Annotated in this window: 17 protein-coding genes; 9 read left to right on the top strand and 8 right to left on the bottom strand. The window is 67.4% G+C overall.

The genetic code is table 11. The features are described from left to right. Window positions 1-177 precede the first annotated feature (177 nt). Window positions 178-3,441, bottom strand: a complete 3,264-nt coding sequence (locus tag VML93_RS10050; RefSeq protein WP_325610155.1) for a LuxR family transcriptional regulator — start codon at window positions 3,439-3,441, stop codon at window positions 178-180. A gap of 229 nt (window positions 3,442-3,670) precedes the next feature. Here VML93_RS10050 and VML93_RS10045 point away from each other — a divergent pair, with 229 nt between their 5' ends. The 3 genes from VML93_RS10045 to VML93_RS10035 all read left to right on the top strand — a co-directional run bounded on the left by VML93_RS10045 (window position 3,671) and on the right by VML93_RS10035 (window position 6,680). Then, on the top strand, window positions 3,671-4,909 hold the full coding sequence (locus VML93_RS10045; RefSeq protein ID WP_325610147.1) for a cytochrome P450: 1,239 nt from the start codon (window positions 3,671-3,673) through the stop codon (window positions 4,907-4,909). Window positions 4,910-5,085: 176 nt separating this feature from the next. Further along, the gene (locus tag VML93_RS10040; protein ID WP_325610145.1) at window positions 5,086-5,703 is read left to right on the top strand and encodes a recombinase family protein; all 618 of its coding nucleotides are present in this window, start codon (window positions 5,086-5,088) and stop codon (window positions 5,701-5,703) included. Then, window positions 5,703-6,680: an ERCC4 domain-containing protein gene (locus VML93_RS10035; protein WP_325610153.1), complete on the top strand. Its 978-nt coding sequence runs from the start codon at window positions 5,703-5,705 to the stop codon at window positions 6,678-6,680. The genes VML93_RS10040 and VML93_RS10035 overlap by 1 nt, the downstream gene beginning before the upstream one ends. 151 nt (window positions 6,681-6,831) lie before the next feature. On the opposite strand, the gene hpt is transcribed toward VML93_RS10035, so the two are convergent. From hpt to dacB, 4 genes are read right to left on the bottom strand one after another with little or no spacing between them, the layout of a single operon-like run. After that, complete coding sequence (hpt, locus tag VML93_RS10030; RefSeq protein ID WP_325610151.1) at window positions 6,832-7,443, bottom strand: hypoxanthine phosphoribosyltransferase; 612 nt, start codon at window positions 7,441-7,443, stop codon at window positions 6,832-6,834. A 52-nt stretch (window positions 7,444-7,495) separates the two neighbouring features. Then, the gene (gene tilS / locus VML93_RS10025) at window positions 7,496-8,464 is read right to left on the bottom strand and encodes a tRNA lysidine(34) synthetase TilS (protein ID WP_325610143.1); all 969 of its coding nucleotides are present in this window, start codon (window positions 8,462-8,464) and stop codon (window positions 7,496-7,498) included. Then, window positions 8,443-9,495, bottom strand: coding sequence for a zinc-dependent metalloprotease (locus VML93_RS10020; protein WP_325610141.1), 1,053 nt, complete (start codon window positions 9,493-9,495; stop codon window positions 8,443-8,445). The genes tilS and VML93_RS10020 overlap by 22 nt, the downstream gene beginning before the upstream one ends. Further along, window positions 9,492-10,874 carry a D-alanyl-D-alanine carboxypeptidase/D-alanyl-D-alanine endopeptidase gene (gene dacB, locus VML93_RS10015; protein WP_325610139.1) on the bottom strand — a complete coding sequence of 461 codons (1,383 nt, stop codon included), beginning with the start codon at window positions 10,872-10,874 and terminating at the stop codon, window positions 9,492-9,494. The genes VML93_RS10020 and dacB overlap by 4 nt, the downstream gene beginning before the upstream one ends. A gap of 104 nt (window positions 10,875-10,978) precedes the next feature. Here dacB and VML93_RS10010 point away from each other — a divergent pair, with 104 nt between their 5' ends. Then, complete coding sequence (locus VML93_RS10010) at window positions 10,979-11,467, top strand: inorganic diphosphatase (RefSeq protein WP_325610137.1); 489 nt, start codon at window positions 10,979-10,981, stop codon at window positions 11,465-11,467. On the opposite strand, the gene VML93_RS10005 is transcribed toward VML93_RS10010, so the two are convergent. Beyond that, the gene (locus VML93_RS10005; protein WP_325610136.1) at window positions 11,448-12,575 is read right to left on the bottom strand and encodes a DUF475 domain-containing protein; all 1,128 of its coding nucleotides are present in this window, start codon (window positions 12,573-12,575) and stop codon (window positions 11,448-11,450) included. The two genes, VML93_RS10010 and VML93_RS10005, sit on opposite strands and share 20 nt — an antisense overlap. An 83-nt stretch (window positions 12,576-12,658) precedes the next feature. On the opposite strand from VML93_RS10005, the gene VML93_RS10000 reads away from it, so the two are divergent. The 3 genes from VML93_RS10000 to VML93_RS09990 are packed head-to-tail and all read left to right on the top strand — an operon-like array spanning window position 12,659 to window position 15,047. Continuing rightward, window positions 12,659-13,936, top strand: a complete 1,278-nt coding sequence (locus tag VML93_RS10000; RefSeq protein WP_325610134.1) for a hypothetical protein — start codon at window positions 12,659-12,661, stop codon at window positions 13,934-13,936. Window positions 13,937-13,990: 54 nt separating this feature from the next. Continuing rightward, window positions 13,991-14,692: a glycosyltransferase family 2 protein gene (locus VML93_RS09995; protein ID WP_414686321.1), complete on the top strand. Its 702-nt coding sequence runs from the start codon at window positions 13,991-13,993 to the stop codon at window positions 14,690-14,692. Between the two features lie 13 nt (window positions 14,693-14,705). Then, complete coding sequence (locus VML93_RS09990) at window positions 14,706-15,047, top strand: DUF2304 domain-containing protein (protein WP_325610130.1); 342 nt, start codon at window positions 14,706-14,708, stop codon at window positions 15,045-15,047. 100 nt (window positions 15,048-15,147) lie between these two features. Here the strand turns inward: VML93_RS09990 and VML93_RS09985 are convergent, their stop codons facing one another. Continuing rightward, a complete protein-coding gene (locus tag VML93_RS09985) occupies window positions 15,148-16,092 on the bottom strand; it encodes an NAD-dependent epimerase/dehydratase family protein (protein WP_325610127.1) in 945 nt (314 codons plus the stop codon). Window positions 16,093-16,114: 22 nt separating this feature from the next. On the opposite strand from VML93_RS09985, the gene VML93_RS09980 reads away from it, so the two are divergent. Beyond that, window positions 16,115-17,881 (top strand): hypothetical protein, encoded by a 1,767-nt coding sequence (locus VML93_RS09980; protein ID WP_325610149.1) that lies wholly within the window; start codon window positions 16,115-16,117, stop codon window positions 17,879-17,881. Here the strand turns inward: VML93_RS09980 and VML93_RS09975 are convergent. Continuing rightward, window positions 17,878-20,637 (bottom strand): AAA family ATPase, encoded by a 2,760-nt coding sequence (locus VML93_RS09975; RefSeq protein ID WP_325610125.1) that lies wholly within the window; start codon window positions 20,635-20,637, stop codon window positions 17,878-17,880. The two genes, VML93_RS09980 and VML93_RS09975, sit on opposite strands and share 4 nt — an antisense overlap. A gap of 814 nt (window positions 20,638-21,451) precedes the next feature. On the opposite strand from VML93_RS09975, the gene VML93_RS09970 reads away from it, so the two are divergent. After that, window positions 21,452-22,210 carry a hypothetical protein gene (locus VML93_RS09970; RefSeq protein WP_325610123.1) on the top strand — a complete coding sequence of 253 codons (759 nt, stop codon included), beginning with the start codon at window positions 21,452-21,454 and terminating at the stop codon, window positions 22,208-22,210. The last annotated feature ends 1,191 nt before the right edge of the window (window positions 22,211-23,401 follow it).

The raw sequence follows: 23,401 nt of genomic DNA, 5'->3' as shown, positions 1-23,401 counted from the left end.
CGACACGGCCAAGATCGTCATCGTGCACAGGATTCAGCATCGAGCGTCGGCGTACCGGCGACGATGACTCATATCCGCGCGCGGACTGCAGCGATAGCGGATCCCCTTGCGGGCCATCGAAAACGATCAGTTTCGTTCGGTTGCTACGGCGACCCCTACCACTGTGGTGGTGCGCGGTCAGCCGTGGCGTGCCGCTTCTTGGACGAGCTGTACCCGCGAGGTCAGGCCGAGCTTGGTGTAGACGTGAGTGAGGTGGGTTTGCACCGTGCGCGGTGAGACGAAAAGCCGGGTGGCGATGTCGTTGTTGGCTAGCCCTTCAGTGACCAGTCGCACCACGTCGCGTTCGGTGGGGGTCAGCGAGGCCCAACCTGTGGTGGGTCGTTTGCGTTGGCCGCGGCCGCGCTGAGCGTAGGCGATCGCCTCCTCAGTGGACAGGGCGGCGCCCTCCGCCCACGCTGCGTCAAAGTCTTCGTCGCCCAAGGCGTCTCGCAGCGTCGCCACCGACGCTTCGTAGGCGGCGTCCCAGACCTCGAACCGGACCGCGCCCATCTGCTGTCGAATGCCCTGTGCCGCGCCGACGAGGCGGGCGGCTTCGTGGTGACTGCCGGCATCCCCGGCGAGAGCGGCAAGGCATTCGAGGATGTCGGGGACGAGCAGGTACGCCTCAACGGCGGCGGCACGCGCGAGCGCGTCGTGGGCGTCGCGCTCGGCCTGCTCTGGCTCCCCTTGCGCGATCGCCACGCGGGCGCGGGTGGTCCTGGTCAACGCCTCCACCAAAAACCAGCCCGTCGCCGTAGCGACCGCCTCGTCGGCCCAGCCACGCGCCGCAACCAGATCTGCGCCCGCCAGCGCGGCCGCGGCACTGTTGACGCGCCCCAACGCCGCCGCCACGGGCAGGACACTCACGTGTGGCCAGGCCGCCTCGGTCGCGTCCCGCGCCGCCGCGACATCGCCGGCGGCCAGGGCTACGGTAGCCAACGCCCAAAAGGCGCCGCCCGCTTTAGTCACGCCAAGCTCGGCAGCGGCCTCGACGGCCGCATCAGCGGCGACCCGGGCCGCAGCGATGTCACCCTGGTACGCGAGCGCGATGCCACGCCACACCAGGCTATCCGCCCTCCAGACTTCATCGTGAGCTGCCTCGGCCTCGACCTCCACCGCGGCGAATTGTGCTACCGCAGCGGGCAGATCGCCCTGCCATACCTGTGCCAATCCGAGGGCCCAGCGGCACCGGCGCGAGCCGAACCGGTCGCCGATCGCGTCGGCGAGATCGCGTCCTTCCTCGGCGGCCGCGCGCGCCGCGATCGGGTGACCCGTCGCGAACGCCGCCACGGCCTGCACGGCGAGGATCTGGCTGAGCCGCCACGGGTCGCCCAATTCCCGGGCCAGGGCGATCGCCTCGGCCACGTACGGCGGTGCCGCCTCGGCGTTGTAGGCGGCGAAGTAGCCGCAGACGGTGAGCGCCCGCGCCAGCGGGGCAGGGTCGTCGATCTCGCGCGCGATCGCCAGGGCTTGCTGGGCCTGCTCCATGCCCCCGGTAGCGCCGGCCCAGGTGGCGAGCAGGGCCCTGTCGGCCAGCGCCCGCGCCCGCACCGCGGCCGCCACGGCGGTTTCCTCAGTAGCTTGGTCGGCCAGGGCGGCGTCGAACCAGTCCAGCCCTTCCCGAACACGGCCCCGCGCTTGCCACAGCGGCTGCAACGAGGACGCGAGCGCCAACGCCGGCTCGACGTCGGAGTTTTCCCGGCTCCACCCAAAAGCAGCGCGCAGGTTGTCGATCTCGGTCCCGGCCTGCTCGATAAGCTGCTCATAATCACGGCCTCCTGGCGCGTCAAGCACAGCGGCCATCGCCGTGTAGTAATCGCGGTGACGTGAGCGCACGCTGTCGGCCTCGCCGGACTCGCCGAGTTTCTCCAGCGCGTACTGGCGCACCGTCTCCAACAACCGGTAACGCATTCGGCCACCGGCGTTGTCTGCGACCACCAGCGACTTGTCCACCAGCAGGGTGAGCTGATCGAGCACCTGGAAGCGCTCCAACTCACCGCCGCCGGCGACCGCTTGCGCGGCGTCGATGTCGAAGCCACCCAAAAACACCGCCAGCCGGCGAAACAACACCCGCTCGGGCCCGGTCAGCAGCGCGTGTGACCAGTCCACCGAGGCGCGCAGGGTCTGCTGGCGGCGCACCGCGGTGCGCGCCCCACCGGTCAACAGCCGGAACCGGTCATGCAGGCTGTCGAGGATCTCAGCCAGCGACAACACCCGCACTCGCGCCCCGGCCAGCTCGATCGCCAGTGGCAAACCATCCAGGCGCCGGCAAATCTCGCCCACCGCGGCGGCAGCATTGTCGTCGCCGACGACGAAATCGGGCCGAGCATGATGCGCCCGGTCGGTGAACAGTTCGATGGCTTCGTCGGTCAGTGACAGCGACGGCACCCGCCAGCTCACCTCACCGGCAACGCCGATCGGCTCACGACTGGTGGCCAGCAGCGTCAGCCCTGGTGCCCCACCCAGGAGAGCGATGGCCAGATCGGCGCACGCGTCGAGCAGGTGTTCGCAGTTGTCCAGCACCACCAGCATCTGACGGTCGCGAACGAATCGCAGCGGCGTGTCCATCGTGGAGCGCCCTGGCTGGTCGGGCAGCCCGAGTGCGCGGGCCACCGCGACCGGCACCAGCTCGGGGTCGGTGATCGGCGCAAGATCGACGTACCAAACACCGTCACGGAACTCAGGCGCGAGGCGAGCCGCAATCTCGAGGGCGAGACGGGTCTTGCCGACCCCGCCGGCACCGGTCAGCGTCACCAGCCGGTTGTCGGCCAACAGCTTCTCCACGTCAGCCATCTGCGGGCCGCGGCCCACAAAGCTGGTGAGCTGCACCGGAAGACGGGTGGAGACAACCGTGCTAGATACCCGCAGCGGCGGGAACTCGTTGACAAGATCGCGATGGCATAGCTGGACGACCCGCTCGGGACGGGGCACACCGCGCAGCTCGTGACGGCCGAGGTCGGTCAACCAGGCGCCCGCCGGAAGTACATCGGCGACCAGATCCTCCGTCGTGCCGGAGAGCACGGTCTGGCCACCGTGGGCCAAATCTCGAATACGCGCGGCGCGGTTGATCGTGGGACCGATGTAGTTGGCGTCGTCGCGCAGCTGCACCTCACCGGTATGCACCCCGATCCGCAGCCGGATCGGCGCCAACGGCGCTAACTGCAACCCCAACGCAGCCGCCACCGCATCGGACGCGCGAGCGAACGCGACCACGAAACTATCGCCCTCACCCTGCTCCACCGGTCGCACCCCGCCATGAGCGGCGAGCAGTTCCGACAGTGCCTGATCTAGGCGCGTGAACGCCGCCGTCATCTCCTGCGGTTGGGTCTCCCACAAATGCGTGGAGCCCTCGACATCAGCCAACAGCAACGTCACCGTGCCCGTCGGCAAGAGTCCGCTCACGCCCAACTCGCTCCAGTCCACCAGCAGCGCATCCGCGCGGCGATCGATGTCGCTCATGCTAGCCAGCATGCGCGCAGCGCGTAGCACAAACATCAGCGCAACCGCGCAGATCACAGCCGGTCGAGGGCGTATCTACGACCCCTTTGCTCTGTTCTCTACGCGTTCTGGCCGATGGTCTGGGCCTCGCGACCCCGGATAGTCGACTCGACAGCCACCCGAGGAGACCACCATGACCGCCGAAACCATCGCCACCAACAGCCCCACCGTCTGTGATGCCGGGCTGCCGACCATCGCCTATGAGCACACCCAAAACCCCGAAGATGCGCACCGCCTCATCCGGCAAGCCCGTCTTCAGGGCCCGATTGCGCTCGGCCCGCACGGGCCCGAAGTGTTGAGCTACCAGCTGGTGCGGACTGTGTTGCGCGATCCCCGGTTTTGCATGCCTAAGGGACTTGTGCTTGCCGCACAAGGCATCACGTCGGGACGGCTGTGGGACAAGGCCACCACGGGCCTCTTGAGCCGCGACGGCGCCGATCACAATCGGCTGCGCCGACTCGTCTCCCAGGCGTTCACACCACGGTCGACCGCACGACTACAGAGCACGATCGTCGACGTCATCAGCGAGTTGGTCGACCCGGTGACCAGCACGGGGCGCTGCGACGTGGTCGCCGACATCGCACGCCAGTACCCGATTCCGATCATCTGCGGGTTGCTGGGCGCCCCCCGCGAAGACTGGCAACTGTTTTCGGACTGGGCCGAGGACATCTTCAAGATCGGCAACTGGGACGTCGCCAACGACGCCGCGGTCATCATGGCGGCGTTCGACGAACTCGACGCCTACATCGACGAAATGGTCGCCCACCGGCGCCGCAACCTCACCGACGACGTGATCTCGCAGCTGATCCGCGCCGAAGATGACGGGGACCGACTCAGCGCCGCCGAGCTACGCATGCTCGCCGAAGCCCTGCTGATGGCAGGTACCGACACCACCCGCAACCAGCTAGCCGCCGCGGTGCAAGTCCTGGCCGACCACCCCGACCAGTGGGCCCTGCTCGCCGTGCATCCCGAACTGGCCCACAACGCCGTCCACGAGCTCATGCGGTACTGCCCGGTCATTTTCACCACCATGCGCAAGGCAGTCGAGGATGTCGAACTCGGCGGCGTGCGCATACCTGCCGGCACGCTGGTGATGGTCAACACCGCCGCCGCCAACCGCGACCCCGCCGTCTACGACGACCCCGACTCCCTCGACATCACCCGCGAGGGGCCGGCGACCCTGCTCACGTTCGGCGGTGGCGCGCACTACTGCCTCGGAGCACACCTCGCCAGACTCGAACTCGCCCAAGCCCTGACCGTCATCACGCGCCGCATGCCCAACCCCCGCCGCACCGGCCCCGCCCCCTGGAAGACCATGACCGGAATCACCGGGCCCACCACCCTGCCCATCGAATTCGACGCCGGACACTGAAGGTCCTGCCAAGGCGGGGACAGCGTGGCACGGGATCAGCTAGCTCGCAAGGGGAACCTCAAACGGCACGCCGACACCGAGCGACCACGGCCCGACCGGACCGAACAGCAGACGTCCCGTAAGACCGGTTCGGTGATCTTTCCCGGTGAAGGGGGGCTTACCGGCATGCTATTTGCATGTCGGAGTTGAAGGTCGGCTACGCCCGGGTGTCGACGGTCGATCAAGATCTCACCGCGCAGCGGGAGGCGCTCACGGCGCTCGGCGTCGACCCCAAGCGGATCTATGTCGACCACGGCGTGACTGGCACGAACCGAGACCGGCCCGGATTACGCCAAGCGCCCGCCGCCTGCCGCAGCGGCGACACGCTCGTCGTAACCAAGCTCGACCGGCTCGCCCGGTCCGTTCCGGAAGCACGCGACATCGTTGACGAACTCACCGCCAGCGGCGTACGCCTCAACATCGGCGGCTCGGTGCACGACCCGACAGACCCGATCGGCGGGTTACTGTTCACCACTCTCAGCATGATCGCCGAGTTTGAGGCCGACCTTGCCCGCGCCCGGACTCGGGAGGGCATGGCCGTCGCCCGGGCCAAGGGCCGACCGCGGGGCAAGCAGCCCAAGCTCAGTCCGCGGCAGGAGGCGCACCTCGTCGAACTCTACCGCGCCGGAGGACACACCATTGGCGAACTCGAGGAGCTGTTCCCGGTCACGCGCTCGACGATCTACCGGGCCGTCGCGCGCTGGCGGTCGTACAGCGCCGCCCCGACATCGACACGGCGCGGGAGCGTGACGTGATCGAGGAGATGCTCGTCGCGGTCAACCCTGACGCGGACTCAAGGCTCGGCTACCTGCTGCGCTTACCGCTGGGCGGCGGGATGGTGTTCCGCACCTCCGGTACTCGGCCGCGCACGAAGGCGTTGTACTGCTACCCGGTCACCACCGACGAGTGGCCAGCCGACCCGGACATCGTCGAACGCGCGCCGATTCGCTCCTGCATCCGCCGCGGCGCAGCGATCGACCTGATCCTCGACCGTGGTCGCGAGAATCGCTCCCAGTTGGTGTTTACCACCGCACGCGGCCGCGACGCGGTGTTCTGGCAGTCACCGCGCACCCGCAAGCAAGCGCGCCCGAACGTCACCACCCCGACGGCCCGCGCGGCTGGCATCGCCGAACTGCAGATCCTTGTTGACACCCGCGAGCAGTACGCCTACCGCTTCTCCACCCAGCGGGCCACCACCGTCAAACGCGCTCTGCCGTGCGGCGATTACGGCATCACCGTCGACGGCCGGCTGGTCGCCGCCGTGGAGCGCAAGTCGGTCACGGATCTCGTATCCAGCCTGATCAACGGCAAGCTGCGCTACGCCCTCGGCGACCTCGCGACCCTGCCCCGCGCAGCTGTGGTCGTCGAAGACCGCTACTCGCAGATCTTCAAACTCGACTGGGTCCGACCTGCAGTCGTCGCCGACGGGCTCGCCGAGCTACAGATCCGTTGGCCCAGCGTCCCGATCGTCTTCAACGAGACCCGCCAGCTCGCCGAGGAATGGACCTTCCGCTACCTCGCGGCCGCACACGCCTGGGCCGAGACCGAACACGCCATCGTTGATCGCGTCGGCATTCCAGTCGAGGCCACCGAAACCGCGACCGCGCCCGCGGCCGCATCACCGCCGACGGCCGAGGTGCGCGCATGGGCACGCTCAACCGGCCTGGCCGTGCCAGACCGCGGCCGCCTACACCCCGACATCTGGCAAGCCTGGCGCGGCGCGCATTCGTAAAGCTGGGCCGCACAAGCAAGATCGCGAAAACACCCAGATTCGTTCCATTGCTAAGCCGACCCCGGATATGCACGCATCTTGATCATTTTTCGTCCCTATCGCCCACGCACGCCGAGTGAGGCGAGCACTGCGCGGCGCAGCGGACCAGCGGTTAGAGCTGGTAAACCCTGGGGTCCAGCGTCCCGATGTAGGGCAGGTCGCGGTAACGCTCGTCGTAGTCCAGGCCGTAGCCCACGACGAAGTCGTTGGGGATGTCGAAGCCCACGTAGCTGATTTCGGCGTTGGCGCCCAACGCGTCGGGCTTGCGCAGCAGCGTGCACACGCGCAGCGAGCGCGGATGCCGGGTGGTCAGGTTCCGCAACAGCCACGACAGGGTCAGGCCCGAGTCGACGACGTCCTCGACGATCAGCACGTCGCGGTCGTGGATATCGCGGTCGAGGTCCTTGAGGATCCGCACCACGCCCGACGAGGACGTCGACGACCCGTAGGAGCTGACGGCCATGAATTCGAACTGGGTCGGCATTGGAATCGCCCGCGCCAGGTCCGTGACGAAGATCACCGCACCCTTGAGCACGGTGATCAGCAGCAGATCCTGCCCGGTCTCGGCGGCCAGGTCGCGGTAGTCGTTGCCGATCTGGGCGCCGAGCTCGGCGATGCGCTCCTGAATTTGCCCCTCGGTGAGCAGTACGGACTTGATATCTCCCGGATACAGCTCCGGGGTCGGTCCGGGGGTGATCGCCGAGGAGATCTGGGCCACGACCACAGAGTGCCACGTCAACGGGCGAACAACCAACGCGAATCCCGATTTTCGGGCTCTAGACGGGCTCGCACCGCAAAGTCAGGATGCCGTCGTGCCGCCCGGCGACCAATCGCTGACCGCGCAACGGCGAGCCGACGGCCACTCCGCCCTGGCCGCGCCACGCTGTGACCAACGTGTCCACCCCACGGATCTGCTTGTCGGTCAGCCCCGTCGCGCCGCCGGCCAGCAACCAGCCACGGATCACCCGGCGGCGCACCGGGTCGGGCAGCGTGGCCAGCGCGCTGGTCCGGAGTCCGTCGTCGGCGTGCCCGGTCCTGATCGACGGCAACGCCTCTGCGGCCAGCTTGTCGATCAGCTCGGTGTCCTCGCGCAACGCCGTCGCGGTGCGGGCCAGCGCCTCGGCAACCCCGCCGCCCAGCACGTCTTCGAGCAGCGGCAGCACCTCGGAGCGCAGCCTGGTCCGGGTGAAGCGACGGTCGGTGTTGTGCGGGTCCTGCCACACGGTCAGGCCCAGCTCCTGGCAGGCGGCGTGGGTGACGCTGCGCCGCACCCCCAGCAACGGGCGACACCACGGCGGATCGTGCGGGCGCATCCCGGCGATCGAGCGCGGCCCCGAACCCCTGCCCAGGCCCAACAGGACCGTCTCGGCCTGGTCGTCGAGCGTGTGGGCCAGCAGCACCGGCCCGCCCCGCCAGGCGTTCAGGGCGGCGTAGCGGGCGGCGCGGGCCGCCGCCTCCGGGCCCCCTTCGTTGCCTACCCGCACGCAAACCACCTGTGCGTCAACGCATCCCAATGCCAGGGCTTGGGTGCGTGCGGTTTCGGCCACGGCGGCCGAATCGGGCTGCAAGCCGTGGTCGACGATCAGGGCGGTGGTAGGTCGCAGCTGGGCCGCGACCGCGGTGAGAGCCAACGAGTCCGGCCCGCCGGACAGCCCCACGCACCACGGTTCGGCCGGGGCCAGATAGGTGCTGGCGAACGCCTCGACAGCCGTCCGCAGCTGCCCTACAGCACCCGGTCGATCCATCGCTGCGGCTCTTCGATCTCGGCGGGCAGCGGCAGCGTCTCGGGACCCGACCAGACCGTGTTGAACCGTTCCATCCCGACGCGGTCCACCACGTGGTCGACGAACGCTTTGCCACGGGTGTATTGGCTCAGCTTGGCGTCGATGCCCAGCAGCGCGCGCAGCAGTCGCTGCAACGGCGGCTGCTTGCGTTGCCGACGCTCGTCGAATCGGCGCCGGATGGTGGCCACCGACGGCACCACCAGCGGCCCGACGGCGTCCATCACGTGGTCGGCGTGGCCTTCCAGCAGCGTGCCCAGCACCAGTAGCTGGTCCAGGGCGTTGCGCTGCGGCTCGGACTGCACCGCGCGCACCAGGCCGAGGATCCCCGGCGCGCCGGGGTCAGCGACCCCCGAAGGCCCGGAGCCGCGGTTGCGGACGAACTCGGCCAGGCGGCTGACCACCTGCCCGATGTCCTCACCGGCGTCCTGGGTCACCATCCCCAGCGCCTGCGACATGTAGCCGGCCAGCCACGGGTTGGCGGTGAACTGCACGCGGTGGGTCACCTCATGCAGGCACACCCACAGCCGGAAGTCGGACGGCTCGATGCGCAGTTGACGCTCGACGGCGATGACATTCGGATACACCAGCAGCAGACAGCCGTGTTCGGCCGCGAACGGGTCGTACTGACCGAGGATCCCCGAGGACACGAACGCCAGCACGGCGCCCGTCTGCGCACCGGTGATCCGCCCGGTCCAGAACCCCCGTGGCTTCTCGGTTCCGTTGGTCATCACCCGCATCGACTCGGCGGCTGCCCCCACCCACTCCGAACGGTCGACGATGCGGGCCGCCGGCACTTTCCCGTTGGTGACCAGACCGGTGACGTCGCGCACCGGAGGTTCGGCTTTCGCGGCCGCACTGGTCAACTCCTCGATGACCTGGCGGCGGGTGTAGTCGGTGGACGGTGGGCCGGGCCGGGCCAGCCGCTGGCCGACGGTCGCGGCGAATCGCCAGTCGACGGCGGTACCGATGGTCAGGTCTGAAGATGAAGTCATGCGCACCCACACGTCCATAGCTTGGTGGCCAGCGCGTCCATCACGTTGCGGCCGTTGGGACCGGCGCTGTTGGAGATGAACGCAAAGGTCAGTACCCGCCCGCTGCTGTCGGTCAGCACCCCGACCAGCGAGTTGATGGCGGTCAGCGAACCGGTCTTGGCACGCAGCCAGCCGGCCGGGCCCAGATTGGTGGCCGGGTCGAGAAACCGTTCGGACAGCGTGCCGCTACCGCCGGCGATGGGCAGCAGATCCAGCAGCGCCCGCAACGACGGCTGATCCGGACCCGCCGCCGCCTGGACCACGCCGTCGAGCGTCTTCGCCGTCAGCCGGTCGTCGACCGACAACCCGCTGGAATCAACCAGCGCGGCGCCGCCGATGTCGACGTGGGCGGTGCTCAACCGATTGGTCACCGCGTCGACCGCGCCGGCGAAGCTCTGCGGCCGGTTGATCGCGGCCGCCACCTCGCGGGCAATGCATTCGGCCATCACGTTGTCGGAGTGGTCCATCATCTGGGACAGCCGCTGGATCAACGGTGCCGACTGGACCACGGCCAGCTGCTTGGCGCCGGTCGGTGCCGTGGTCAGCGTGACCGCGTTGGGATCGAGGCCCAGCGCCTTGGCCAGCTCCCGGCCGGCGTCCAGAGCCGGGGTGGACGACCGTCGCGAGTTGACGGTGGTCGGCTGGATCCGCCCGGCGTCGATCATCACCGCCTCGATCGGCGCGATGTCGCCGTTGCCGACGTCTGCCGGGTCCCAGCCCGGCGCCATCGTCGGGCCGCTGAATACGTGGATGTCCACCTGGACCGACGTCGGCGTCACGCCGCTGCGCTTGATCTGCTCGACGAGGTCGCTGATCCGCGCCGAACCCCGGTACCAGGTGTCCACACCGGCCGGCGCGGCCGACAACGTCGGATCCCCGGCGCCCACCAGCACCACCGGGCCCTGCGCGTTCTGGCTGCCGGCGACCACCCGCGTGCTGATCCGGGCCTGACGATCCAGGGTGAGCAGCGCCGCTGCCGCGGTCAGCACCTTATTGGTCGACGCCGGAACCAACGGCACGTCGGCACCGACCTGCCAGAGCTCTTTGGCGGTCATGGCATCGGTGATCCGGCCCCCCAACCTGCCCAGATTGGGGTCGGCCGCGATGGGCGCCAACGTGGCCGCCAGCCCACCGGCACTCGGGACCGCGGCGGCGTCGGTCACCGGAACCATTCCCGGTTTGACCGTCGGCGGGTGCGGCGGCGGCACCGGGGGATGCGCGCCAATGCCCCCGTGACCAGTGGTGAAGTACGCCGCAGCCGCCACCACGGCGGCAATAAACACCACCACGGCCACCGAGACGATCGCGTAGGTGGATTTCCGCCAGCGAGTAGGACCCATCACTCTCCTGACTGTCTCGTCCCATTCTGCCGAACCAACGGCCGGATGCTCGACTAGGGTGATCCGCGACGCAACTGACCTACCCCAGGCAAGGAGCTGTGACGGTGCAATTCGACGTGACCATCGAAATTCCGAAAGGGCAGCGCAACAAGTACGAAGTCGACCACGAGACGGGGCGCGTGCGTCTGGACCGCTACCTGTACACGCCGATGGCGTACCCCACCGACTACGGCTTCATCGAGGACACCCTCGGGGAAGACGGAGACCCGCTGGACGCGCTGGTGCTACTGCCGCAGCCGTTGTTCCCCGGGGTGCTGGTGGAAGCCCGTCCGGTGGGAATGTTCAAGATGGTCGACGAGCATGGCGGCGACGACAAGGTGCTCTGTGTGCCGGCCGGCGACCACCGCTGGGACCACATCCAGGACATCGACGACGTTCCGGCGTTCGAACTGGACGCGATCAAGCATTTCTTTGTCCACTACAAGGACCTGGAACCGGGCAAGTTCGTCGAGGCCGCGGACTGGGTTGGCCGCGAGGAAGCCGAAGCCGAGGTGCTGCGCTCGGTAGAGCGGTTCAAGGCCGCCGAGCACTGACCAGTGCTGCGTCCCCCGCGGTCCCCGCGGCCCGCGCGGCCTGCGCCTGGCGCCGATTGCGCAGCAGACTCCAGGCGAATGCCGCCGCGATGAACACCACCCCCACCAACGCGGTGAGCACATCGGGGATGTGGATTCGCCGCTCGATGGAGACCAGCATGATGACGGCCAGCACGCCGATCGCCCAGTGCGCGCCGTGCTCCAAGTACACGTAACGCTCCAGGGTGGCCTGGCGGACCAGGTGGACGGTGATCGACCGGACGAACACCGAGCCCACCAGTCCCAGACCCAGCGCCATGATGACCGGGTCCGACGTGATCGCGAAGGCGCCGGTGACCCCATCGAACGAAAAGGCGGCGTCAAGAACTTCCAGGTAGAGGAACAGGAACAGTCCGGCCTTACCGACCGCCCGCACGGCAGCTCCCGTCGTAGCGCCGTCGTCCGAGGGCCGGAAAGCCCGGCTCAAACCGTTGACGACCAGATACGTCACCAGGCCCACCAGGCCGGCCGTCAGCACCGTCGCACGCTCCTCGCCGGAGTGCGTCAACAGCGTGCCGGACAGCACCAGCGCCACCACCGCGAACACCACCGACACCTGACCAAGCCGCCCGATGCGGGCGAACGGAGCCTCAATCCACTTGAGCCACTTGATGTCTCGGTCGTTGACGATGAAGTCCAGGAACAGCATCAGCAGGAACGTGCCGCCGAACGCCGCGATCTGGGGATGGGCTTGGATCATCAGCTTCTGGTAGCTGGGCGAGCCGTCCGCGAATTCGAGCGCGCCGTGTGGCGGCGGCTGCAGTGCCAGCTCCATCGCGCGGACCGGATCTAGGCCCGCGGTCGCCCAGACGATGATCAGCGGGAAGACTAGCCGCATCCCGAAGACAGCGATGAGAATCCCGATCGTCAGGAACATCCGCTGCCAGAACAGGCTCATCCGGCGCAGGATCGCGGCGTTGATGATCGCGTTGTCGAACGACAGCGACACCTCGAGAGCGGCCAGCACCACCAGCAAAAACAGCGCATTGAGCCCGCCGTGCAGATATCCGGCGACAAGTGCCAGGACGGTCAGTATCAGCGAGGTGGCGAAGGTGCGGAATGTGGTCATGGATCCTTCCGACAGCAATCCACATTAGCGACGCTCGATCGCAGATCGGGCCTTTGGCGACACGCACTTAGTATTTTCAAACGGTGACCGAGATTGGCGGTGGCCCAGCCCCCGCGGCCGCTCCCGGCCCGGTCACGCGCAGCAGCGTGGCCCGGGTCGGCACCGCGACCGCGCTGACGGCGCTGTGCGGCTACGCGGTGATCTATCTGGCCGCCCGCGACCTGGCTCCCGGCGGCTTCTCGGTGTTCGGGGTTTTCTGGGGGGCCTTCGGCCTGGTGACCGGCGCAGCCAATGGGCTACTGCAGGAAACCACCCGGGAGGTGCGCTCGACGCTCCACCTGGATGCCTTGCCCGACCCCGCCGGGCAGCGTACCCATCCGCTGCGGATCGCCGGGATGGTCGGTGTGACCGCTGCCGTCGTGATCGCCGGGAGTTCGCCGCTGTGGAGCGGACGGGTGTTCGTCGAGGCACGCTGGCTGTCGGTGGGGCTGCTCAGCGTCGGTCTTGCCGGGTTCTGTGTGCACGCCACGTTGCTCGGCATGCTGGCCGGCAGCAACCGCTGGACGCAGTACGGCGCCCTGATGGTCACCGACGCCGTCATCCGGGTCAGCATCGCCGCGGCGACGTTCGTGATCGGCTGGGGCCTGATCGGGTTTCTGTGGGCCACCGTCGGCGGCGCGGTGGCCTGGCTGGTCATGCTGGCGGCCTCGCCGTCGACACGCGCGGCGGCGCGCCTGCTGACGCCCGGGACCACCGCGACCTTCCTGCGCGGCGCCGCCCATTCGATCACCGCGGCCGGCGCCAGCGCGATTCTGGTGATGGGATTTCCGGTGCTGCTGAAGCTGACCAGCAACGAACTGGGGGCGCAGGGCGGCGTCGTCATCCTGGCCGTCACGCTGACCCGCGCGCCGCTGCTGGTGCCGCTGACGGCCATGCAGGGCAACCTGATCGCCCATTTCGTCGACGAGCGCACCAACCGGCTGCGGGCGCTGGTCGCGCCGGCGGCGATCGTCGGCGGCATCGGTGCGGTCGGGGTACTGGCGGCGGGTCTGGTGGGCCCGTGGTTGCTGCGCGTCGCGTTCGGGCCGCAATACCTGGCCAGCAGCGCGCTGCTGGCGTGGCTGACCGCGGCCGCGGTGGCGATCGCAATGCTGACCCTCACCGGCTCGGCAACGGTTGCGGCCGCCCTGCACCGGGCCTATTCATTGGGCTGGGTGGGGGCGACGGTCGCGTCGGGAATGTTGCTGCTGCTCCCCCTCCCGTTGCAAACCCGCACCGTCGTGGCCCTGTTGTGCGGGCCGTTGGTGGGCATCGGCGTCCATCTGATAGCACTCGCCCGGGTAGGCCGCGTTACGCGCTGATTCGGGCTGTATTGGCGTGTACCTTGTGGTGCATCAATGGACTCAAAAACGCCGATGGACTCTGATAGGCATTACCCCGACGTCTGGATCGTCGTTCCCGCATTCAATGAAGCTGCTGTGATCGGCGAGGTCATCGCTGATCTGCGCGCCGTGTTCGACCATGTCGTCTGTGTGGACGACGGCAGCACCGACGAGACCGGTGACATCGCCCTGCGCGCCGGAGCCCACCTGGTGCGGCATCCGATCAACGTGGGCCAGGGCGCGGCGATCCAGACCGGCGTGGAGTATGCCCGCGCGCGCCCCGGTGCCCGCGTGTTCGCCACGTTCGACGCCGACGGCCAGCACCGCGTCAAGGACCTGGCCGCGATGGTCGAGCGGCTGCTGGCCGGCGATGTCGACGTCGTGATCGGGACCCGGTTCGCCAGCCCCGACTCCGCCAAGCCGCCGTTCTTCAAGCGCATCGTGTTGCGGACCGCCGCACGGTTGAGCCGGCGCGGCCGCCGGCTGGGCCTGACCGACACCAACAACGGCCTGCGGGTGTTCAACAAGACGGTGGCCGACGGCCTGGACATCACCATGAGCGGGATGAGTCACGCCAACGAGTTCGTCATGTTGATCGCCGAGCACAATTGGCGCGTAGTTGAGGAGCCGGTCGAAGTGCTGTACACCGAATACTCGAAGTCGAAGGGCCAGCCCCTGCTCAACGGCGTGAACATCATTTTCGACGGGTTTCTGCGAGGGAGGATGCCGCGATGAAAGAACCCCAACGATGAACTGGATCCAGCTGCTCTTGATCGGGTCGATCGTTGCGCTGCTGGTCTACCTACTGCGGTCCCGGCGTAATGCTCGGTCCCGGGCCTGGGTCAAGGTCGGTTATGTCTTGTTCGTGCTCGCCGGGATCTACGCCGTGCTGCGGCCCGGCGACACCACGGTCGTCGCGCACTGGTTCGGGATCGGGCGCGGCACCGACCTGATGCTCTACGCGCTGGTCATGGCGTTCAGCTTCACCACGCTGAGCACCTACATGCGGTTCAAGGACTTGGAGTTGCGTTACGCGCGACTGGCCCGCGCCGTCGCCCTCGAGGGCGCGCAGGTGCCGGAGGAGCACTGACCGCTGCCGGTGCCCGGCGCCTCGGCGCAGCCCGCGCGCCCCGTGTGCTCTCAGGGCGAAAAAATCGCCGGAATTTGACCACCAAAGCACGTTCGGCGAGTCAGCCCCCGCGCAGATGCCGGAAGTACTCGACCGTGCGGCGCACACCGTCGTCCAGCCCAACCTGCGGGCGCCAGCCCAAAACCCGTTCGGCTAAACCGTTGTCGAGGCAGGAGCGCCTGAGGTCGCCGAGGCGCGGCGGATAGAACTCCGGGTCGTCGGGGCCCCCGACGGCCGCGGCCACCACGGTGTGCAATTGGCGGTCCGACGTCTCGATGCCGGTGCCGATGTTGAACCGCTGCCCGCCGCCCGCATCACCCGACGCCTTCACGAAGGCGTCCACCACGTCGTCGACGAACACGTAGTCGCGGGTGTTGGTGCCGTCGCCGAACACCTTTGTCGGCCTACCCGACAGCAGCGCCTGGGCGAAGATCGCCACCACGCCGGCCTCACCGTGCGGATCCTGCCGGGGGCCGTAGACGTTGGCCGGTGCGATGGCCGACCAGTCCAGGCCGTACAGGTGCCGGAAGGTGTTCAGGTAGATCTCCCCCGCCACCTTTCCCGCCGCGTACGGCGACGCCGGATCGGTGGGCACCGTCTCCGGGGTCGGGAAATCCGTCGGGGTGCCGTAGATCGATCCGCCCGACGACGTGTGTACGACCTTGCGGACTTCCGCGCGCCGGGCGGCTTCGGCCAGGCGTACCGTGCCGACGACGTTGACCGAAGCGTCGAACTGCGGATTGGCCACCGAGTGGCGGACGTCGATCTGTGCCGCGAGGTGGAAGACCACCTCGGGACGGTGCTCGGCGAGGATCGCGTCCAGATCGGCGGTGACGATGTCGGCCTCGACGAAGAAATGGTCGGGATTGTCGACCAGATGCTCGAGGTTGGTCGCGCGACCCGTCGCGAAATTGTCCAGCCCAACCACTGTGTGGCCGTCGGCCAGTAGACGGTCGACTAGCGTCGACCCGATGAATCCGGCTGCTCCGGTGACCAGTGCGCGCACCGGCCCACCATACCGGCGGGTCATGGCGCCGGCCGCCGTGGCAGCGGGAGTGTTGATCACGGTGCAGCTGGCATTCCGCGCGGTGCTGGCGTTCGACGGCTACTTCTACTGGGACGACCTGATTCTGGTCGGCAAGGCCGGCACGCAGGGCCCGCTGTCGCCGTCGTACCTGTTCGACGACCACGACGGCCACGTGATGCCGGGCGCCTTCCTGGTCGCCGGCGCGATCATCCGGCTGGCGCCGCTGAACTGGGTCGGGCCGGCGATCAGCCTGGTGGTGCTGCAGCTGCTGGCCTCGCTGGCGCTGTTGCGCGCGCTGTACGTGATCCTGGGCTGGCGTCCGGTGGTGCTCATTCCGTTGACGTTCGCGCTGTTCACGCCGCTGGCGGTGCCGGGGTTCGCGTGGTGGGCGGCGGCGCTGAACTCGCTTCCCATGCTGGCGGCGCTGGCCTGGGTGTGCGCGGACGCGGTGCTGCTGGTCCGCACCGGGAATCAGCGCTACGCGGCGACCGGCACACTGGTCTACTTCGGTGGGCTGCTGTTCTTCGAGAAGGCCGCGGTGATCCCGTTCGTCGCCTTCGCGGTGACCGCGCTGCTCGGCCACGTGCGGGGCGACTCCGACGTTTTGCGGACGGTTTGGCGGGCGGGGGTGCGACTGTGGATTGCGTCGCTGACCCTGACCGTCGGCTGGGTGGCGCTGTATCTGGCCGTGGTGAATCAGAAGCGGTGGAGCTCCGACCTGGCGATGACGTGGAATCTGCTGTGCCGTTCCATCACCCATGGCATCGTGCCGGGATTAGCCGGCGGTCCGTGGCGCTGGGAACGCTGGGCTCCGTCCTCGCCGTGGGCCGTTCCGGGGCCGCTGGTGATGACGCTGGGCTGGCTGGTGTTTGCTGGGGTGCTGGCCGTATCGCTGGTCCGCAAACAACGCATCCGGCCGGTGTGGGTGACCGCTCTGGGGTACACGGTCGCCTGCCAGGTGCCGATCTACCTGATGCGCTCGTCGCGGTTCACCGCCCTCGAACTGGCTCAGACCCTGCGCTATCTCCCGGACCTGGTCTTCGTGCTGGCCCTGTTGGCCGCGGTCGCGTTCACCGCACCCAACCGGATGTCGGCGAGCTGGCTGGACGCCTCGGCGAAACGCGCAGTGGTGACAACCGTTTTGGCGGCGTTGTTCGTCGGCAGCAGTCTGTACTCGACGGCGACCTTTCTGACCAGCTGGCGTGACAATCCTGCCCAGCCCTATCTGCGCAACGCCCGTGCGAGTTTGGCTGCCGCGCGGGCGGCTTCGGATGCGCCGCTGCTGGACCAGGAAGTGGATCCGCTGGTGCTGCAGCGGGTGGCCTGGCCGGAGAACCTGGCCAGCCACATGTTTGCCCTGCTCCGAGACAGACCGGAATTTAACACGGCGACAACGCAATTGCGAATGCTGAACCCCTCGGGACGGCTGGTAGACGCGCGGGTGACCTGGGTACGCGCGATCGTGCCCGGACCCCAACCGCGATGCGGCTACTTCACCCAGCCGGACACACCGGCGCGGCTGATCCTCGACGGGCCGCTGCTGCCCGCCGACTGGACCGTCGAACTCAACTACCTGGCCAACAGCGACGGCTCGATGACGGTGGCGTTGACGCAAGGGCCCGACGTGAAAGTTCCGGTGCGGCCGGGACTGAACCGGGTCTTCGCCCGGTTGCCCGGTGCCGGTGACGCGATCACTGTGCGGGCCAACACGACCGGGCTTTCGCTGTGTATCGCGTCGGGGCCGATCGGATTCCTGGCGCCGATCTAACGCGTCTCGGTCTGTACCACCGCAGCCAACTCGCCGCGCGACCGGATGCCCAGCTTCTGATAGATGTGCCGCAGGTGGTATTCGACCGTCTTCGGGCTCAGAAATAACGCTGCCGCAGTCTCTTTCGTTGTCCGGCCGGCGCCGAGTAGCTGCGCGATGTGGATCTCCTGCGAGGTGAGGGCGGCCAGTTGGCCTTCGCCGCTGCGACGCGCCCGCTCACCCGTCGCATCCAATTCGGAGGCCGCCAGGTCCGCCCACGGGCGCGCGCCCAATCGCTCGAACTGTTTGAGCGCCTGACGCAGGTGCGGACGCGCTGCCACCCGGCTCTTGTCGCGGCGCAGGGACGCGCCGAACGCCAGGCGCGTCCGCGCTTCCTCGTAGAGGTCCAAGCTGCCCTGGTGAAGTTGGATTGCCTGCTCGAAGAACGTGTTTCGCTGTTCGGCGTCCGTAGCGACCAGGGCCATCGCGCGCTGCGCGCGCGCCAGCGCCCAGGGCTGTCCCTTCTGCTGTGCCCGACGCCGGTAGTCAGCGGCCGAAGTGGCGGCGGCAGTCAGGTCACCGCGCCGCACCTGGGCTTCGGCGAGTTCTGGGCCGGGCGCAAGGTCGACGTCGTGAAACCCGATGCGGCTCATGGTGTCCTGCAGTTCACTGAAGCTGCGTTCCGCGGCGGCGGCATCGCCGCCGGCGAGATTGAGGTCACCGAGCGCGAACCGGGCCCAAAGTTCGGCCAGCACAATCTGATGGCTGCCGGCCAGGGCCAGTGCCTGCTCACAGTTGCGGCGGCATTCCTCGGTGCGACCCATGCGGGCCTGCAGCCAGGCCAGACCGGCCAGGGACACGGCGAGATCCGTGGTCTGTCCGGTCTCCCCGGCCAGCGTGATGCCCTCGTCGAACTCGCTCAGCGCCGAAGACCAGCGATCGGTGGTGGCGTCGTCGCGGGCCATGTGGAACAGCAGGTTCGGGAGCGCGCCCAGCGCCGTGCGCGCCCGCTGCTCTGCAACGACGCGCCCGACGAGCTCTCGCCCGGCCCGGGACTCGCGCAGGAACAGCGGGCCGATCACCGATAAGTCCGGTCGGCGCGGATCCTCGAACAGCTGGGGATCCTTGGTCATCGACTCGACCGCCCGGCGGATCCAGTGCATGCCCTGAGTGCCCGCCAATACCCGCGCCATGCCGATCGCCATCTGCCCACGTGTTCGTGCCACGTCGGAGCGGCAGTCGTCAAGCAACCCCTCGATGCGATCGGCGGCCGCTGTCGCCGCCACGGCGTCACAAAGGTAGAAGCAGGCGGTCACAGCGTCGGCCAGTAACCGGGCCGCGGCGTCGGGGTCAGCCGCCGCGGCGCGCTCCGCCGAACGTGAAAACACTTGGTGCGCATCTCGCAGCGATCCGGTGCGTAGTGCGAGATTTCCTCGTATACCGTCGATTTCGGCTAGCCTGGCCGGTTCGTTCACCAGTTTCTTTGCGGCGCTGAGCAACTCGTCGGCCGTGGCGACACGGCCCGCGAGGTAGGCTGTTTCGCCGGCACGGAAAAACCGTAGGCCGCGCGGTTCGTGCGCCGAGGTGAGCTCGGCGCTGCGTGCCAGCCCGAGCGCCGCGGTGCCGTAAGCCCCTCGCGCACGGGCATTTTCGGCCGACTCGGCCAGCATGGCGGCGACCGTGTCGTCGGGCCCGACGCACGCTTCGCTCAGATGCCAGGCGCGTCGATCCGTCGACGACTCGGGCAATGCCGCGGCGACCGCGCGATGGGCGGCTCGACGGTCTTCCGGCGCCGCCACCGCGTAGACGGCCGACCGCACCAGCGGATGTCGGAACTCCGCGTGTCCAGCCTGAAGTCGCAGCAGCCCAACGTTTTCCGCCTCGGCGAGGGGTTCGATGCCGCTGCCGCCGCAGTCCAGCGTGGCCGCGGCCTGCGCCGTGACCGCCAGGTCTCCGTCAGCGACAGCGGTCAGCAGTAGCAGACGTTGCGCCGCCACCGGCAACGTCGACACCCGGCGGGCGAAGGTGCGCGCGATGGTCTCGGTCACCGGCATCGGCAGTTCGGGCGCCAGGTTCGTCAGGTGGCTGGGGTTGAGGCGATCGTCGCGCGCTAATTCGATGAGGGCCAGTGGATTGCCGGCGGTCACCTGGTGCAACCTTTCGGTCAGCTCGGCTCCCGGTGAGCCGCCCGCGGCCGTCGCGAGCAACGCACCCGCGGCGTCGCGGCCCAAGCCGGACAACTCCAGCGTCGCCAGGCCGGAGTTGTAAAGCAGCGCATCGGGTTCCGGCCGCAGCGACATCAGCAAGGCGATCGGGTCAGCCAGCAACCGGCGCCCGATGAACAAGAGTGCCTCGGCCGACGGCAAGTCGAGCAGGTGCGCGTCGTCGACCAGCACCAGCAGCGGGCGCTCCTCGGCGAAGCGGCTGATCAAGCTCAGCGCGCCCGCGCAGACGGCGAACCGCTCCGGCGCCGGGCCGTCGCGCAGCGTCAGGGCAACGGCGAGGGCATCGCGCTGCGGTTCGGGGATGCGCTCCAGCAACGGCAGCGCCGGCGACAGCAGTTGCTGCAGACCCGCGAAGCCCATTCCGGATTCCTGTTCACTGCCCGATATGCGCAGCACGCGCATCTCGCCCGCGCCGGCGGCGGTGTCATCGAGCAAGGCGGTCTTTCCGATTCCCGCCTCGCCGCTGAGCACCAGGACACTGCTTTGGTGGACTCGCGCCGCGGCCAGCAGTGCGGCGAGCTGCTGCTGCTCGGACTCGCGACCGACGAGCATGGTTGAGATCGTACGGCGCAGATTTGAAGAGGGCTGCCGGTGCATCGTCGAGATCGCGACTCGGCAGGTCGCGCGTGTCAATGTGGGGTTGTCCGTACACGCTCAGTGCGTCTCGAATCCCAACGACGTTACGTGGAAAGATTTGTGCCCTAATGAATCAAAGGGTCGGATCGCGCTATCAGAGCGCCGAGTCAGCTCGGCCAGCGTCCGTGCGAGGGGCGTGGACGTGCGACCGTTCGGTCCGGGCTCAGCCAGCAACAGCGGCAATCAACACATCGAGAGTCGGTGCTCAGGTCTTGACTCGCGCCAGCATGGCAGTAGCTAGTCGGATGCCAGAACGAGTTGCGCCGCGAACCTGATCAGCGCCGTGAAGCCTCATCATTGACGCCGATTGACCCTGCACAACATTGTGGTGATGGTCAACCTGCAGCGTCCCCAGGTGTTCCTGGGCCGCGCATGGCGGACTCTTTCGCGGTCGGGCATGACGGGCCGGCCCGAAAAGACGAATCGCCACGATAGCCGAGGTGCTGCTGCCCGGCCCGACTGACTAGGCCCACACACAACTCAGAGGAATCTCCAAAAATTGGTTATTGTGATCCGACGTTGAAACGTCTTACGCTCCAATCGACGGACCGGCCCACATCAACCACGTAAAACGCCAAACGAGGGCCTATGGTCCGGTGCAAACTTGATCGCCGCAGCCATCGCCTTCGGCGCCATTGGTGTTGCATCGCCCGGCCACGCGCCGATGACCAGAGTTTTTCTTCGACGATCTGCACAGCCACAACTTTCGGCAACGGAGTAAGGAACAGAAGTGGGAATAAAGACAACCATCTCGGTCGCCCGGCACGGGTTTTTCGCGTCCCCATCGACTAAGGACGTGCTGTTGGCTCCGAAGGTAGAACGCCTGCAAACTTATGACGCCGGATATCTGGAATTGACTGCAACGGGCGTAGCTTATTTGGCCGGCTCGAGGTCATCGGTCGGTGAAGCGTTCGTGAAGGGGGCGTCGGAAAGCGGGCAATCTGTCTATGGTGTGGGCGAGTTAGTGGCAGGTGGTCTGCAGAACCTCTACGATCGACGGCAAACCAAGGACGTACCAACAGGACTTCCAGCGGACGTACAGGTGGCCCTAAAACGACGTAAGTCGCTAGTTGCGGGTTACGGCGATATAGTTTCGGTCCGGTATAAGAGTTTAGGAAAGTGGAGCCAAATCGTCTTGCTAGAAGTAGCCGACTCAAGCGGCTCAGGCAGCGCCAAAATTGACTTACGTAATAGGAAAGCCGAAGAAATCGCGACTACAATCGCAGTCAGGCGGGTGTTGGTCGAGGGCACATGGATTATGCAGGAAGCGGTGACCGGCCTGAGATCCGAGCCCGCAATCCCGCGACCGTTCGCCGAAAAAATTGCCGAGACTGATGACGTGCTGAAAACCTTGCAGCAACTGATCGACAGCGCCGGGCTGACGCGCAAGCAGGTTGCTGAGCGCGCTCTGCAGCAATATCCGCAATTCGCCGAGTTCGAATCAGTGCCCGCGGTCGCCGAGGCGTATTCCGCCCTCATCAAGGGCTGACCTTCTCTCTGGGGTTGCCACTCGCAACCGGTGCCGCCTTTTTCAAGGTCCGCACCGACGCCAAGCTTCGGCGGCGGCCGCGCACCGAGGCTGAACGCAACTTGTATACCGCCCCATCGCCAACAAGCCTCCTGCGGAACGACTGGACAAACCCCGTTAGGGGCCGCATCGGGGCGATCGTCGTCGCCGTCTGGTTGGTCTACGAGGCGTCGTCGGCGTGGTGAGCGTGATTAACGGCGCGGTCGACACCGCAGATACGAAAAGTGCTGGTAGTAGATCGATCTGGCGCTGCCGCGACTGGCCGCAGCGTCTCCTTTGGCAAGGCTCGGTAGACCCCCACCTGCGGGCCTCGGACCGCTGAGCCCCCCGCAGACCCTGTTACCAACGCAAGGTCTTGTTTTCGGTCAGCTGCAGGCGGGCGACCTCGACGACCGCCACATCGCGGCGGCCGGAGCCGTCGGGACTTCGATGGTGTCGGCCAATTCGATGAGAGGAGCAGCAATTTATCGAACTTCGCGCTGCATCAGCTCGGGTTCCAGTAGGCCCGATTGCTGCTGTCGCGCCACTGGGTACCAAATTGCCCGTGTACCAGCTCTTCAATGGTTCCGAGGCGGACAATGCTGGGTGATTCAGTGTCTTGATCGCGATCTTCTGCCACATCAGACGCTGGCCGAATCTTGCGGATGATCCTCATCAGACGACCCCCTTCGCTCGCGAAGCGTAACTTCATCGAATGGCAGAAAGCTTACCCGGGAAATCGATAAATTGCGGATGTTCTGTGTGCTCGGCGGCCTCGGTCAGTGGAACACCCTCAGCCATGCTCGCTCGCTCGAAGGAATGGGATGGCTCTGCCGACTACCGACGCTTAGCCGAGCAAACCTGACACCTTCCTCATCGTTCAAGTGCTTCTGCTTCAGGCTGCTTCGCCAGCCGCACTTGGGAACCCGCCGACACGGTGCTGTTTCTGACGCAGGTGGTGCTTAGCCGCTCGAGGGTGTGGATCGCCCGGCATTACGCTGAAAATTGGTGTTGGGCCCCGGAGCCAGAGGTAGTTGCGAAATAGGCTTGTCGCTCGCTATGGCCACGCGCTCACACCGGGAATTGCTGTGCGGTGGCTTTCTTGATGAAAGAGGGCGCAACAGCCGCGACCTATCGGTTTTGCTCGATAGGCTTCACGGCATTCGATAGAGT

It is taken from the genome of Mycobacterium sp. (assembly GCF_035499775.1).
Taxonomy (GTDB): Bacteria; Actinomycetota; Actinomycetes; order Mycobacteriales; family Mycobacteriaceae; genus Mycobacterium.
This window is presented reverse-complemented; position numbering and strand designations above follow the sequence as displayed.